This window comes from Pseudomonas sp. TE24901 (assembly GCF_054058375.1).
Window position 1 is genome coordinate 268,392 of record NZ_JBSSAF010000001.1, and the last position, 14,519, is coordinate 282,910.

Genomic DNA, 14,519 nt, shown 5'->3' on the forward strand with positions numbered 1-14,519 from the left:
GAGGGAGCTTGCTCCCGCTGGGCTGCGAAGCGGCCCCTAAACCTGCAATCGTGTTCTGACTGACCAAGCGCGGCGTTTTAAATGGGGCTGCTACGCGCCCAGCGCGAGCAAGCTCGCTCGCCACAGAGAGTTTCATGACAGCCTCTTTCGACCTGTTCAAACCCGCCTTTGGCCTCGGCAACCCTCACCTGCAAACCTTGTGGGGACCGTTGTGGCGCCCCACCACCCACATTGAACGCCTGCGCGAACGCCTGTGGCTGGACGACGGCGACTTCCTCGACCTCGACTGGCACGGCCCCCACGACGCGCAAGCGCCGTTGGTGCTGGTGTTGCACGGTCTGACCGGCTCGGCCAATTCGCCCTACGTGGCCGGGCTGCAAAAAGCCTTGGCCACTCAAGGCTGGGCCAGTGCCGCGTTGAACTGGCGCGGTTGCTCGGGTGAGCCCAACCTGTTGGCGCGCAGCTATCACTCGGGCGCCAGCGAAGACCTGGCCGCTGCGATTGCCCATCTGCGCGCCAAGCGGCCATTGGCGCCGTTGTATGCCGTCGGCTATTCCCTGGGCGGCAACGTGCTGCTCAAGCATCTGGGGGAGACGGGCGAAGCGTCCGGGTTGCAAGGCGCGGCGGCGGTGTCGGTGCCGTTTCGCCTGGACCAGTGCGCCGATCGCATCGGGCTGGGCTTTTCGCGGGTGTACCAGAAGCACTTCATGCGCGAAATGCTGGCGTACATCCGCGTCAAGCAGAGCCGCTTTCAGCAGGATGGCCGGGCGGACGGGCTCAAGACCCTGGAAGACCTTGGCTCACTGGAGAAGATGCGCACGTTCTGGGATTTCGATGGCCGGGTCACCGCGCCGCTGCACGGTTTCCTGAGTGCCGAGGACTATTACCGCCGCGCGTCAAGCCGTTATTACCTGGGGGCGATTCGTACGCCGACCCTGATTATCCAGGCAGCAGATGACCCGTTTGTGTTTGCCCATAGCTTGCCCGAGGCCAGTGAGTTGTCGGCGTGCACCGAGTTTGAGCTGCTGGCCAAGGGTGGGCATGTGGGGTTTGTCGACGGTTCGCTCAAACGCCCCGGTTATTACCTGGAACGCCGTATTCCTGCCTGGCTACTGACGCAACACGGTTAAAACATGTGGGAGCTGGCTTGCCTGCGATAGCGGTGTGCCAGCCAATAATAAGATTGCTGACACGCCGTCATCGCAGGCAAGCCAGCTCCCACAGTTGATCGGGTTTACACCTCCGTCGATTTAGTCACCCGTAGCAATTTCACGCTGCGGATCGGTAATCCACTCGCTCCATGACCCCGCATACAACTTGCCCAACGGGTAACCCGCCAGGCTCAGGGCGAACAGGTTGTGACAGGCCGTGACGCCCGATCCGCAATAGGCCACCAGCTCATCCGGCGAGCGCCCCTGCAGTTGCGCAGCAAAGCGCTGCTTGAGTTGTTCAGCCGGCAGGAAACGCCCATCGCTGCCCAGGTTTTCAGTGAACGCCGCACACTGCGCGCCCGGAATATGCCCGGCGACTGGGTCGATCGGTTCCACATCACCACGAAACCGCGCCTGGGCACGCGCATCGATCAGGGTCAGGCCCGGTTGGCCCAGGCGCTTTTGCAGGTGTTCGGCATCCAGCACCAGGCGAGAATCAGACGTGCCGGCAAATGTACCGGGCTCGACCACCGGCGCATCCAGGCTCAGGGGAAACCCAGCGCTGTGCCAGGCCTTGAGGCCACCGTCCAGCACAAACACGCCGTCGCGCTTGCCCAGCCAGGCCAGTAACCACCAGGCGCGGGCGGCATAGGCGCCGGGGCCGTCGTCATACAGCACGATGTCGGTGTCGGCGCTGATGCCCCAGGCCCGCAACTGACGCACCAGGGCATCGGCCCCCGGCAGCGGGTGACGACCGGTCACCCCCTTGGTCACCGGGCCACTCAGGTGGCGCTCCAAGTCAGCATACTGCGCGCCGTCGATATGCCCTTCGGCATAGCTGCACAGCCCGTAGTCCGGGTCTTCCAGGGCAAAGCGGCAGTCGAGGATCACCAATCCGCCGGCCTTCTGGCGCTCGGCCAGTTGCTGGGGGCTGATCAATTGGGCAAGCGGCATGACGGACTCCTGTGAACAGATTCGGGAAAGGTCCTACTTCACTTCTTCCAGTGCCTGGTTCAACGGCACGTAAAACTCTTTGAACAGCGCATCCACCGCCTCTTTCGCCTGGGGCGTGACGAAACCTGCTTCCAATACCAGCACCTGATACACCCCGCGCTTGATCGCCTCAGCGCTCAACTGGGTGGAATTTTCGTTGGTGGTGCACAAGAAACGCACCCAGGAGGTGAGGATGATCCAGGCATTGAGGGTCAAGGCCTCGGTTTGCACCGGGTCCATATTGAGGATGCCCGCGTCGACAAACCCTTGATAGATAGCACCGCCTTGGGTCAGGCAGCGCTGGGAAAAACGCCGGTAGCCGGTGGCCAGTTCCGGGTCGCTCTCCAGCAGGTGTTCGAGATCACGGTGCAGGAAACGGTAGCGCCACATGCCGGCCAATACGGCTTGCAGGTAGAAACGCTTGTCTTCGACGGTGACGGCACGGCCCTGGGGCGGGCGCAGGAAACTGTCCACCAAGGCTTCGTATTCACGAAACAGCACGGCGATGATCGCCTGCTTGTTGGGGAAGTGGTAGTACAGGTTGCCCGGGGAAATTTCCATATGGGCGGCGATGTGGTTGGTGCTGACACTGCGCTCGCCCTGCTGGTTAAAAAGCTCCAGGCTGGTTTGCACAATGCGCTCGCTGGTCTTTACTCGTGGTGCCATAGGGAATCAGCTTCTGTACACGTGAAGGGGCATCTTACGGCCTATCCTTGCCAGGATAAATCCACATGTTGCTGCAATGTTATTTGACAATTTAGAGCAATGACTCTAATAAATGAACCATTCAAATAACAATCGGGAACTGTGCCATGTCTGCCAACGTTGCCTACCTGCAAGATTCCCAGGCGCTGGATCAACTCCAGGACCTGTTCGACGCCCAACGTCGTGCCTACGCGGCCAACCCGATGCCGCCCGCCGCGCAACGCCAGCAATGGCTCAAGGCCCTGCGCGACCTGCTCAGTGATGAGCGCCAGGCACTGATCAACGCGATCAGCCAGGACTTCAGCCATCGCAGCGCCGACGAGACCCTGTTCGCCGAGCTGATGCCGAGCCTCCATGGCATTCACTACGCCAGCAAACACCTCAAGCGCTGGATGAAACCTTCCCGCCGCGCCGTGGGCATTGCCTTTCAACCGGCGTCAGCCAAAGTCATTTATCAGCCACTGGGGGTGGTTGGGGTGATCGTGCCCTGGAACTACCCGCTGTACCTGGCCATCGGGCCGCTGGTGGGCGCGTTGGCCGCCGGCAACCGGGTGATGCTCAAGCTCAGTGAATCCACCCCCGCCACCGGCGAATTGCTCAAGGCTTTATTGGCGAAAATATTCCCCGAGGACCTGGTGTGCTTGGTGCTGGGTGAAGCCGAGGTCGGCATGGCGTTTTCCAAGCTGCCCTTCGATCACCTGCTGTTCACCGGCGCTACCAGCATCGGCAAACACGTGATGCGCGCTGCCGCCGAACACCTGACCCCGGTCACGCTGGAGCTGGGCGGCAAGTCCCCTGCCATCGTGTCCGCCGATGTACCGCTAAAAGATGCCGCCGAACGTATTGCCTTCGGCAAAGCCCTGAACGCCGGGCAAACCTGTGTGGCCCCCGACTACGTGCTGGTTCCAGAGGATCGGGTAGACGGCTTCGTCGAGGCCTACACCCAGGCCATTCGCGGGTTTTATCCGACGCTGGCTGACAACCCGGACTACACCGCCATCATCAACGAACGGCAACTGGCTCGGCTCAATGCCTACGTCAAGGACGCCACCGACAAGGGCGCGACCCTCATCCCTCTTTATGACCAAGGCCAGGCCCGGCGCATGGCTCACAGCCTGCTACTGAATGTCAGCGACGAGATGACGGTGATGCAGGATGAAATCTTCGGTCCGGTGCTACCGATCGTGCCGTATCGCGGCCTCGATCAGGCATTTGCCTACATCAATGGGCGCCCTCGCCCACTGGCCCTGTATTACTTCGGCTACAACAAAGCCGAGCAAAACCGCGTGCTCCACGAAACCCACTCCGGCGGCGTGTGCCTGAACGACACCCTGCTGCATGTGGCCCAGGACGACATGCCGTTTGGCGGCATCGGCCCTTCCGGCATGGGCCATTACCACGGCCATGAGGGCTTCCTCACGTTCAGCAAGGCCAAGGGTGTGCTGGTGAAACAGCGCTTGAACGCGGCGAAGCTGATCTACCCGCCGTATGGCAAATCGATCCAGAAGTTGATCCAGAAACTGTTCGTGCGCTGAAACCACCACCTTCGGGATAACAATAACAATGAACCCAAGCCTGACTGAAACCCCCGCGCTGTCGCGGCGCGGCGTCCTGAAAATCGGCCTGTGCACCAGCGCCTTCCTGGCCACGGCCGGGCTGGGTGCCAGCCTCAGCGGCTGCTCCAGCAGCACCCCGGCCAGCGGCTTTGCCATGTTGCGCAGCAGTGACCTGCCGTTCCTGCGAGCGGTCATTCCGGTGCTGCTGGAAGGTGCCGCCAGCGCCGAGCAAGTGCTCGCTGGTATCGAAGACACCCTGAAAAAGCTTGATTACAGCCTGCAGCACCTGTCGCCGGAGATGTTCAAGCTCACCCAGCAACTGTTCGACGTGCTGGGCATGGGCATCACCCGTGGCCCGCTGACCGGCATCTGGGGCAGCTGGGAAAACGCCAGTGCCGAACAGATCCGCAATTTCCTGCACCGCTGGGAAAACAGCTACCTGAACCTGCTGCGCATGGGCCAGGGCTCGTTGCTCAAGCTGGTGATCATGGCCTGGTATTTCCGACCGGCGTCCTGGGCCCATTGCGGCTACCCCGGCCCGCCGAAGATCTGACACCCCCCGTAGGAGCCGGCTTGCCCGCGATAGCGGTGCGCCTGACGCACCGCATCGACCGGATCGCCGGCAAGCCGGCTCCTACAAAGGTTCACTACAACAATAAGAGTGCATGTTTATGCCCGTACCCGATCTGTTCCGCGAGGGCCTGGCCCGTGGCTGGAAAACCCACAATGGCGCCGCCCTTGAAAGCGACCTGACCTTGGAAGCCGACGTGGCCATCATCGGCAGCGGCGCCGGTGGCGGCACCACCGCCGAGATCCTCAGCGCTGCCGGCTACAAAGTGTTGCTGATCGAAGAAGGCCCGCTCAAGACCAGCAGCGACTTCAAGCTGCTTGAGGACGAGGCCTACGCCAGCCTGTACCAGGAAGGCATTGGCCGCATGAGCAAGGATGGCGCGATCACCATCCTGCAAGGCCGGGCCGTCGGCGGCACCACCTTGATCAACTGGACCTCGAGCTTTCGCACCCCGGACGCCACCCTCGCCCACTGGGCCAGTGAATACGCGGTCAAGGGCCACAGCAGCGCCGAGATGGCGCCCTGGTTCGAAAAAATGGAGCAGCGCCTGGGCATTGCACCCTGGGCCATCCCGCCGAACGCCAACAATGATGTGATCCGCAAAGGCTGCGAACAGCTCGGCTACAGCTGGCACGTGATCCCGCGCAATGTGCGCGGCTGCTTCAACCTGGGTTACTGCGGCATGGGCTGTCCGGTCAACGCCAAGCAATCGATGTTGGTGACCACCATCCCATCCACCCTGGAAAAAGGCGGTGAGCTGCTGTACCTGGCCCGGGCCGAACGCCTCAAGTACAGCGGCGACAGCATCAGCAGCCTGGAATGCGTTGCCATGGATGAGCGCTGCGTGGCGCCCACCGGGCGCAAGATCACGGTGAAGGCCAGGCATTACGTGCTGTCCGGTGGCGGTATCAACAGCCCGGCATTGCTGATGCGCTCGGACGCCCCCGACCCGCATTCGCGGCTCGGCAAGCGCACCTTCCTGCACCTGGTGAATTTCTCTGCGGGGCTGTTCGACGAGGTGATCAACCCGTTCTACGGCGCGCCACAGTCCATTTACTCCGACCATTTCCAATGGCAGGACGGCACCACCGGCAAAATGTCCTACAAGCTGGAAGCTCCACCCTTACATCCAGGACTGGCCAGCACCTTGTTCGGCGGCTACGGCGGGCAGAATGCCCTGGAGATGAGCCAACTGCCCCACACCCACGCGATGCTGGCGCTGCTGCGCGACGGCTTCCACCCCGACAGCCAGGGCGGCACGGTGGATTTGCGCGGCGACGGCACGCCCGTGCTCGACTATCAGGTCTCGCCCTACGCCTGGGACGGCCTGCGCCGGGCTTTCCACAGCATGGCCGAGATCCAGTTCGCGGCCGGTGCCAAGTCGGTCAAACCGTTGCACCACGACGCGCGTTACGTGACGACCTTGGCCGAGGCACGCAGTGTGATTGACGGGTTGAACCTTGAATTGCACCGCACAACCCTGGGCAGTGCTCACGTGATGGGCGGCTGTGCGATGGGCGAAGACCCTAAAAATGCCGTGGCCGACAGCCTGGGTCGGCATCACCAACTGCGCAACCTGTCGATCCATGACGGCTCGCTGTTCCCCACCAGCATTGGGGCCAACCCCCAATTGTCGGTGTATGGATTGACCGCCCAACTGGCGACAGCATTGGCCGAACGTCTGAAAACGGCGTGAAAAAACACGGTCTATCGGGCTTTCTTCTACATAAGTTGACTTGGCCGACCGGGATGGCTGCGATACCATCCGGTTCCCCAACGGACTCCGCCAGGACGACGCGATGAACCGAGTGTTGTACCCAGGTACCTTCGACCCGATTACCAAAGGCCATGGCGATCTGGTCGAACGTGCCTCTCGCCTGTTCGACCATGTGATCATCGCGGTCGCGGCCAGCCCCAAGAAAAACCCGCTGTTTCCCCTGGAACAGCGCGTGGAGCTGGCGCGTGAGGTCACCAAGCACCTGCCCAACGTGGAAGTGGTGGGCTTTTCCACCTTGCTGGCGCATTTCGCCAAAGAGCAGAACGCCAATGTGTTCCTGCGTGGCCTGCGTGCGGTGTCGGACTTCGAATACGAATTCCAGCTGGCCAACATGAACCGCCAACTGGCGCCGGACGTGGAAAGCCTGTTCCTCACGCCGTCGGAACGTTATTCGTTCATTTCCTCGACGTTGGTCCGTGAAATCGCCGCTTTAGGCGGAGATATCACCAAGTTCGTCCACCCCGCCGTGGCCGACGCGCTGACCCTGCGCTTCAAGAAGTAAGGCTCTCTGTGGCGAGGGAGCTTGCTCCCGCTGGGGCGCGAAGCGGCCCCGCTCTGCTTGAAAAGATTGGGACTGCTGCGCAGTCCAGCGGGAGCAAGCTCCCTCGCCACAGGTAGTAGTGCTTGCCACAGGCTCGCACTGCGGGCGCCAATGCGGCACAATTGCGCGCATTAGTTTTTCAGATGCCTTGGCTGACGGCCCTGGCAGGAGTTTCCATGTCCCTGATCATCACCGACGATTGCATCAATTGCGACGTCTGCGAACCCGAGTGCCCGAACGCTGCGATTTCCCAAGGCGAAGAGATCTACGTGATCGACCCGAACCTGTGCACCCAGTGTGTCGGCCACTACGACGAACCCCAGTGCCAGCAGGTGTGCCCGGTAGATTGCATTCCCTTGGATGAAGCCCATCCGGAGACGGAAGAGCAGTTGATGGCCAAGTATCGGTTGATTACCGGTAAGGCGTGAGGCTCAACAGCGCCTGCCAGGGCCTCTTCGCGAGCAAGCCCGCTCCCACATTCGACCGCATTCTCATGTTGGAACCCGGTTAACTGTGGGAGCGGGCTTGCCCGCGAAGGCGGCATCAGCCATCACACAGAATCAGCGCTGACACTTAGGGCAAAACACACTCGCCCGCTGCCCCAGCACCACATTGCGCAGTTCCGTCCCGCACACCTTGCACGCCTCGCCGCCCCGGCCGTAGACGAACAATTCCTGCTGGAAATACCCCGGCTGCCCGTCCCCACCGATAAAATCGCGTAACGTCGTGCCGCCGCGCTCGATGGCAGCCGCCAGCACGCGTTTGATCTCGATGGCCAGCTTCAAATACCGCGCCCGCGAAATGCCGCCTGCCTCGCGACGTGGATCGATCCCCGCCGCGAACAGCGCTTCGGTCGCATAGATATTGCCCACGCCCACCACCACCGCGTTGTCCATGATGAACGGCTTCACCGCCATCGAACGCCCACGGGACAGCTGGAACAGGCGATCACCGTCAAACAGGTCGGTCAACGGCTCCGGCCCCAGGCGAATCAGCAGCTCATGGTTGTGCGGGTCCTGGCTCCACAGCATCGCGCCAAAACGCCGAGGGTCGGTGTAGCGCAGGGCCAGGCCCGACTCCAGTTCGATGTCCACATGCTCATGCTTGGCCGCCGGCATCCCCACTTCCACCAGCCGCAGGTTGCCCGACATACCCAAGTGGCTGATCAAAGTGCCCACTTCGGCGTTGATCAGTAGGTACTTGGCCCGTCGCTCCACCAGCACGATGCGCTGCCCAGACAGGCGCACATCGAGGTCTTCCGGGATCGGCCAGCGCAACCGGCGCTCACGCACCACCACGCGGCTGACCCGCTGGCCTTCCAGGTGCGGTGCGATGCCGCGCCGGGTGGTTTCGACTTCTGGTAACTCGGGCATGCGTACCTCGTGAAGAACGGTTTAGTGGGCGCCCAGCTCGCGGATCGACAGCTTCATGCTTTCGAAGTCGTAGTCCGACAGCCCCACGTAGTCGAGCACCAGGTGGCCGATGGCATTCCATTCATGGTCCACCGACTGGTTGCCCAGCACGCGGCAGGACGAACAGATGTGCTCGGCCATCTTGAGGATCGCCAGCAGGTTTTTCAGTTGGGAGTTGCGCGAGGACTCATCGCTGAAGATCGCCAGGGCGTTGTGGTGGTTGGCGATGGCGTCGGTCACATGCTGGGGCAGGCGCCAGGATTTGGCGGTGTAGTAGCCCACCACCGCGTGGTTGGTGTTGAACGCGTTGTTCTCGGTGTCGACCACGCGGCAATCAGGGCCGGCGTTGGCGTAGGCCTCTTCCAGCACGGTCATGTAATTGGGGAAGCGCTTGAGCATCAGCGGCACGCCACAATCGTGGAACAGACCCAGGGCGTAGGCTTCGTCCACCGCCTGGGCGCCGGTGCGCTTGGCCAGGGTGAGGCAGGTCATGGCCACGTCCTGGGCGGTGTCCCAGAAACGGTTGAGGGTGACGATGGTGTCGTCGCTCATCTCGCCCCTGATCGACAGCGCGTTGATCAGGTTGATGATCGAGCGGCTGCCCAGCAGGTTCACCGCACGCTGGATCGAGGCGATCTTGTTGCTCAGGCCGAAATACGACGAGTTGACGATTTTCAGCAGTGCGCCGGACAAGCCTGGGTCCTGGGAGATCAACCGTGCAATCACTTCCAGGTCCGGATCGGGCATGTACTGCTCCATCTGCAAATCCACCATGATTTGCGGTTGGGGCGGCACGCTGATGCCTTGCAGGGCCTGTTGGATCTGTTCGGCGGAAAGCTCTTGGGACATAAGTACTTACTCTGGGCTAGGCGGGGATTCTAACCTCTATGGGAACCTGACTGACACCTCAATAACCTGAATGCAAACCCAATCAAATGTGGGAGCTGGCTTGCCTGCGATGGCCTCACCGCCGTACGTCAGATACACCGCGCCGTCCGCATCGCAGGCAAGCCAGCTCCCACATGAACAGCGCCGCAACAGGTATACTCCCGCTCTTTTTTCCGGAGCGACGTCATGTCCCTGCCAAGCCTGCGTCTCAAAGCCAACGCCGATCGTCGTTTGCGCAACGGCCACCTGTGGGTCTACAGCAACGAAATCGACGTGGCCGCCACCCCACTCCACGGCTTCCAGGCAGGCGACCAGGCTATCCTGGAAGCGGCCGGCGGCAAGACCCTGGGCATCGTGGCCATGAGCCCGAACAACCTGATCTGCGCCCGCCTGCTGTCGCGCGACATCAAGTTGCCTTTGGACAAGTCGCTGCTGGTGCACCGCCTGAACGTCGCCCTGTCGCTGCGTGACCGCCTGTTCGACAAGCCGTTCTACCGCCTGGTGTACGGCGATTCCGACCTGTTGCCAGGCCTGGTGGTCGACCGTTTCGGCGACATCCTGGTGGTGCAGATCGCCTCGGCGACCATGGAAGCGCATAAAGAAGACGTGATCGCTGCACTGACCCAAGTGCTCAAGCCAAGCGGCATCCTGTTCAAGAACGACTCCGCCGCGCGTGACGCCGAAGGCCTCAACCGCTACGTCGAGACCGTGTTTGGCCTGGTGCCGGAGTGGGTGGCGCTGGAAGAAAACGGCGTGAAATTCGAAGCCCCGGTGATCCAGGGCCAGAAGACCGGGTGGTTCTACGACCACCGCATGAACCGCGCACGCCTGGCCCCGTATGCCAAAGGCAAGCGCGTACTCGACCTGTACAGCTACATCGGCGGTTGGGGCGTGCAGGCTGCGGCCTTCGGCGCCAGCGAAGTGTTCTGCGTCGACGCCTCCGCCTTCGCCCTCGACGGCGTGGAGCGCAATGCCGCGCTGAACGGCTTTGCCGAGAAGATGACCTGCATCGAAGGCGACGTATTCGAAGCCCTGAAAGAGCTGAAAGCCAGTGAAGAGCGCTTCGACGTGATCGTCGCCGACCCACCGGCCTTCATCAAACGCAAGAAAGACATGAAGAACGGTGAAGGCGCCTACCGCCGCCTGAACGAGCAAGCCATGCGCCTGCTCAGCAAGGACGGCATCCTGGTCAGCGCCTCGTGCTCCATGCACTTGCCGGAAGACGACCTGCAAAACATCCTGCTGACCAGCGCCCGCCACCTGGACCGCAATATCCAGATGCTCGAACGCGGCGGCCAGGGCCCGGACCATCCGGTGCACCCGGCGATTGCCGAGACGCGCTACATCAAGAGCATCACGTGCCGGTTGTTGCCTAACAGCTAAACCCTAGCGCGGATCAAAATGTGGGAGCGGCGGTGCGACGATTCGACTTGCCCGCGATGGCGGTGTATCAGGTACAGAATTTTAACCTGTTAAACCGCTATCGCAGGCAAGTCGAATCGTCGCACCGCAGCTCCCACATTGTTTTGTGTTGTGTCATAGCTAGTGCCTAAGCCTCTGAGCATTGACTTTCCCCCTCATCAAATCAATTCTGCGTCCTCGCTCAAGGACTGAGTTTTGACCTGATGACCACCCTCGCCACCCCCGCCCGCAAGACTGCCGCCATCTTTCTGCTGATGACGATGACGGTCCTCGGCGTGTTCCCCCTCGATGTAATCCTCCCCTCATTCCCGTCCATGGCGACACACTTCGGCACGTCGGTGGCCGACATCGCGCTCTCCGTCAGCCTGTTTTCCATTGGTCTTTCCTTGTCGCTGCTGCTGGTCGGCCCACTGTCCGACAACCTGGGGCGTAAACGGCTGCTGATGATCGGCATGACCGTTGCCGTCATAGGCTCAGCAGGCTGCGCGATGGCAGACGACTTCACTACGTTTCTGTTGTTCAGGGTGGTGCAGGCAGTCGGGTGCGGCAGCTTTGTGCTGTCACAGGCGCTGGTTCAGGACCTGTTTGTGGGCAAGGAGCAGGAGCGGCTGCGGATCGCGATTGTCACTGCGGGCGGGATCTGCATTTCAGTCTCGCCCTTGTTCGGCAGTTGGCTGCAAACCTGGCTGGACTGGCGCGGCAGTTTCCAGGTGTTTGGAGTCATTGGCCTGGTATTGGTCTTCAAGGCCTGGTTACTGCTGGAAAGCCCAAGCACCGCGCCATCAGTCCGCATTCCCATTCTGAAAGCCTATCGTCAGGTGTTGTCCGACCGGCGTTTTGTCGGCTACTGGCTGATCTCGGCGCTGGCCTTCACCTGCCACTTCGCCTTTATCGTGGTGTCGCCGATCATCCTGATGGAACAACTGGCCCTCACGCCTTACCAATTCTCCCTGGCGCTGCTGCTCTATGGTGCGGCGTATGTGCTGGGTGGCATGGGCGCGGGCTGGATGAACCGACGAATGGAAGGCCACACTCAAATCGTCACCGGCCTACGGCTGATCGCGTTGGCGGGCGTGCTGATGCTGGTGCTTCATAACGTGTGGGGCCTGAGCGTGATAACGGTGATGCTGCCGATGATCCTGTGCACCGCCGGCACCACCATCACCCGACCGATAGCCACATCCCGGGCCATGGGGCTGTTTCCACACAGCGCCGGGACGTCAGCATCGGCCGGCAACGTGATCATTTTCGTCAGCGGCGGCTTGATCAGCGGGCTGGTCAGCCAGGCCGGCACGCAGGTCATGACCGTACTGCCAATGACCTTCCTGATCCTGAGCGCAATCGGTATGGGCCTCAATGCCCTGGTGCAAAGGCCGGCGCACGTCTCGTAAGCGCTAACTTCACACTGGCGGCCATTCCCTCCCGCCGCCAGCGGTGTAGAATCGACGCTATTCATCGCCAGTCATCCCCCGGCGGGTTTATGAGCTCGAGGCCCAAGCAAGCGGCGATCCCGCGACGCGAGTGGCAACTTTTGGACACACGGCCATTTTCTGAGTGTTCCAGACGTCAATAGAAGCTCACTCCCCTTTGCACCTGATTAGTAAGTGATTAGCCGCCCGGAGTGCTCCATGCCAGATTACCGCTCGAAAACATCCACCCACGGCCGCAACATGGCCGGCGCGCGCGCACTGTGGCGTGCCACGGGGATGAAAGATGACGACTTCAAAAAGCCGATCATCGCGATTGCCAACTCGTTCACCCAGTTCGTACCAGGCCACGTCCACCTCAAGGACCTGGGCCAACTGGTCGCCCGCGAGATTGAACGCGCCGGCGGTGTAGCGAAAGAATTCAACACCATCGCCGTGGATGACGGCATCGCCATGGGCCATGACGGCATGCTGTATTCCCTGCCGAGCCGCGAGATCATTGCCGACTCCGTGGAATACATGGTCAACGCCCACTGCGCCGACGCCATTGTGTGCATCTCCAACTGCGACAAGATCACCCCCGGCATGCTGATGGCCGCCCTGCGCCTGAACATCCCGGTGATCTTCGTCTCCGGCGGCCCGATGGAAGCCGGCAAGACCAAGCTCGCCTCCCACGGCCTGGACCTGGTCGACGCCATGGTCATCGCCGCCGATTCCAGCGCTTCTGACGAGAAGGTCGCGGAATACGAGCGCAGCGCCTGCCCGACCTGCGGTTCGTGCTCCGGCATGTTCACCGCCAACTCGATGAACTGCCTGGTGGAAGCCCTGGGCCTGGCCTTGCCGGGCAACGGTTCCACCCTGGCCACCCACAGCGACCGTGAGCAGCTGTTCCTGCAGGCCGGCCGCACCATCGTCGAGCTGTGCAAGCGCTACTACGGCGAGAACGATGAGTCGGTGTTGCCGCGCAACATCGCCAACTTCAAGGCGTTCGAAAACGCCATGACCCTGGACATCGCCATGGGCGGTTCCACCAACACCATCCTGCACCTGCTGGCCGCGGCCCAGGAAGCCGAGATCGATTTCGACCTGCGCGACATCGACCGCCTGTCCCGTCACGTGCCGCAACTGTGCAAGGTCGCGCCGAACATCCAGAAGTACCACATGGAAGACGTGCACCGCGCCGGCGGGATCTTCTCGATCCTCGGTTCGCTGGCCCGTGGCGGCCTGCTGCACACCGACCTGCCGACCGTGCACAGCACGTCCATTGCCGAAGGCATCGCCAAATGGGACATCACCCAGACGGACGACGAAGCCGTGCACACCTTTTTCAAGGCAGGCCCGGCCGGCATCCCGACGCAAACCGCGTTCAGCCAGTCGACCCGTTGGGACACCCTGGACGACGACCGTGAAAACGGCTGCATCCGCAGTGTCGAGCACGCCTACTCCAAAGAAGGCGGCCTGGCCGTGCTGTACGGCAACATCGCCCTGGACGGCTGTGTGGTGAAAACCGCCGGCGTGGATGAGTCCATCCATGTGTTCGAAGGCAACGCCAAGATCTTCGAAAGCCAGGACAGCGCCGTGCGCGGGATCCTCGCCGACGAAGTGAAGGAAGGCGACATCGTGATCATCCGCTACGAGGGCCCCAAAGGCGGCCCAGGTATGCAGGAGATGCTGTACCCGACGTCCTACCTGAAATCCAAAGGCCTGGGCAAAGCCTGCGCCTTGCTCACCGACGGCCGTTTCTCTGGCGGCACCTCGGGCCTGTCCATCGGCCACGCTTCGCCAGAAGCCGCAGCCGGTGGCGCGATTGGCCTGGTGCAGGATGGCGACAAGGTACTGATCGACATTCCGAACCGTTCGATCAACCTGTTGATCAGCGATGAAGCACTGGCCGCGCGCCGCGTCGAGCAGGACAAGAAAGGCTGGAAGCCGGTGGAGAAGCGCCCGCGCAAAGTCACCACCGCGCTGAAGGCTTACGCCCTGCTGGCCACCAGTGCCGACAAGGGTGCTGTGCGTAACAAGGCGATGCTTGACGGTCTGTAAGCTGCGCCCCTAGAAAATGCCCCGCCAGGTGCG

13 protein-coding genes are annotated in these 14,519 nt (G+C 61.9%); 9 read left to right on the plus strand and 4 right to left on the minus strand.

What is annotated here, in order from left to right; all coding sequences use genetic code 11:
- Positions 1-134 precede the first annotated feature (134 nt).
- Entirely contained in the window at positions 135-1,130 is a 996-nt protein-coding gene (locus tag ACVWVP_RS01250) for a hydrolase (protein ID WP_457404255.1), read from the plus strand.
- Between the two features lie 120 nt (positions 1,131-1,250).
- On the opposite strand, the gene ACVWVP_RS01255 is transcribed toward ACVWVP_RS01250, so the two are convergent.
- Together ACVWVP_RS01255 and ACVWVP_RS01260 are read right to left on the minus strand one after the other, a co-directional pair.
- Positions 1,251-2,105: a sulfurtransferase gene (locus ACVWVP_RS01255; RefSeq protein WP_457404257.1), complete on the minus strand. Its 855-nt coding sequence runs from the start codon at positions 2,103-2,105 to the stop codon at positions 1,251-1,253.
- Positions 2,106-2,138: 33 nt separating this feature from the next.
- Positions 2,139-2,810: a TetR/AcrR family transcriptional regulator gene (locus tag ACVWVP_RS01260; RefSeq protein ID WP_178920026.1), complete on the minus strand. Its 672-nt coding sequence runs from the start codon at positions 2,808-2,810 to the stop codon at positions 2,139-2,141.
- A gap of 146 nt (positions 2,811-2,956) precedes the next feature.
- Between ACVWVP_RS01260 and ACVWVP_RS01265 the strand changes: the two genes are divergently transcribed.
- The 5 genes from ACVWVP_RS01265 (at position 2,957) to ACVWVP_RS01285 (ending at position 7,722) form a co-directional block, all read left to right on the plus strand.
- Positions 2,957-4,384 carry a coniferyl aldehyde dehydrogenase gene (locus ACVWVP_RS01265; RefSeq protein ID WP_457404260.1) on the plus strand — a complete coding sequence of 476 codons (1,428 nt, stop codon included), beginning with the start codon at positions 2,957-2,959 and terminating at the stop codon, positions 4,382-4,384.
- A gap of 28 nt (positions 4,385-4,412) precedes the next feature.
- Positions 4,413-4,958: a twin-arginine translocation pathway signal protein gene (locus tag ACVWVP_RS01270; RefSeq protein ID WP_457404262.1), complete on the plus strand. Its 546-nt coding sequence runs from the start codon at positions 4,413-4,415 to the stop codon at positions 4,956-4,958.
- A 118-nt stretch (positions 4,959-5,076) separates the two neighbouring features.
- A complete protein-coding gene (locus tag ACVWVP_RS01275) occupies positions 5,077-6,672 on the plus strand; it encodes a GMC family oxidoreductase (protein ID WP_259172223.1) in 1,596 nt (531 codons plus the stop codon).
- A 103-nt stretch (positions 6,673-6,775) separates the two neighbouring features.
- Positions 6,776-7,255: a pantetheine-phosphate adenylyltransferase gene (coaD, locus tag ACVWVP_RS01280; protein WP_003176711.1), complete on the plus strand. Its 480-nt coding sequence runs from the start codon at positions 6,776-6,778 to the stop codon at positions 7,253-7,255.
- A 215-nt stretch (positions 7,256-7,470) separates the two neighbouring features.
- Positions 7,471-7,722: a YfhL family 4Fe-4S dicluster ferredoxin gene (locus ACVWVP_RS01285; RefSeq protein WP_017139475.1), complete on the plus strand. Its 252-nt coding sequence runs from the start codon at positions 7,471-7,473 to the stop codon at positions 7,720-7,722.
- Between the two features lie 132 nt (positions 7,723-7,854).
- Here the strand turns inward: ACVWVP_RS01285 and mutM are convergent, their stop codons facing one another.
- Entirely contained in the window at positions 7,855-8,667 is an 813-nt protein-coding gene (gene mutM / locus ACVWVP_RS01290) for a bifunctional DNA-formamidopyrimidine glycosylase/DNA-(apurinic or apyrimidinic site) lyase (protein WP_178920022.1), read from the minus strand.
- A 21-nt stretch (positions 8,668-8,688) separates the two neighbouring features.
- Complete coding sequence (locus tag ACVWVP_RS01295; protein ID WP_457404487.1) at positions 8,689-9,501, minus strand: HDOD domain-containing protein; 813 nt, start codon at positions 9,499-9,501, stop codon at positions 8,689-8,691.
- A gap of 279 nt (positions 9,502-9,780) precedes the next feature.
- Between ACVWVP_RS01295 and ACVWVP_RS01300 the strand changes: the two genes are divergently transcribed.
- The 3 genes from ACVWVP_RS01300 to ilvD all read left to right on the plus strand — a co-directional run bounded on the left by ACVWVP_RS01300 (position 9,781) and on the right by ilvD (position 14,486).
- The gene (locus ACVWVP_RS01300) at positions 9,781-10,977 is read left to right on the plus strand and encodes a class I SAM-dependent rRNA methyltransferase (protein WP_003195152.1); all 1,197 of its coding nucleotides are present in this window, start codon (positions 9,781-9,783) and stop codon (positions 10,975-10,977) included.
- 242 nt (positions 10,978-11,219) lie between these two features.
- Positions 11,220-12,407, plus strand: coding sequence for a Bcr/CflA family efflux MFS transporter (locus tag ACVWVP_RS01305; RefSeq protein WP_457404265.1), 1,188 nt, complete (start codon positions 11,220-11,222; stop codon positions 12,405-12,407).
- Positions 12,408-12,644: 237 nt separating this feature from the next.
- The gene (gene ilvD / locus ACVWVP_RS01310; RefSeq protein ID WP_178920020.1) at positions 12,645-14,486 is read left to right on the plus strand and encodes a dihydroxy-acid dehydratase; all 1,842 of its coding nucleotides are present in this window, start codon (positions 12,645-12,647) and stop codon (positions 14,484-14,486) included.
- Positions 14,487-14,519 lie beyond the last annotated feature (33 nt).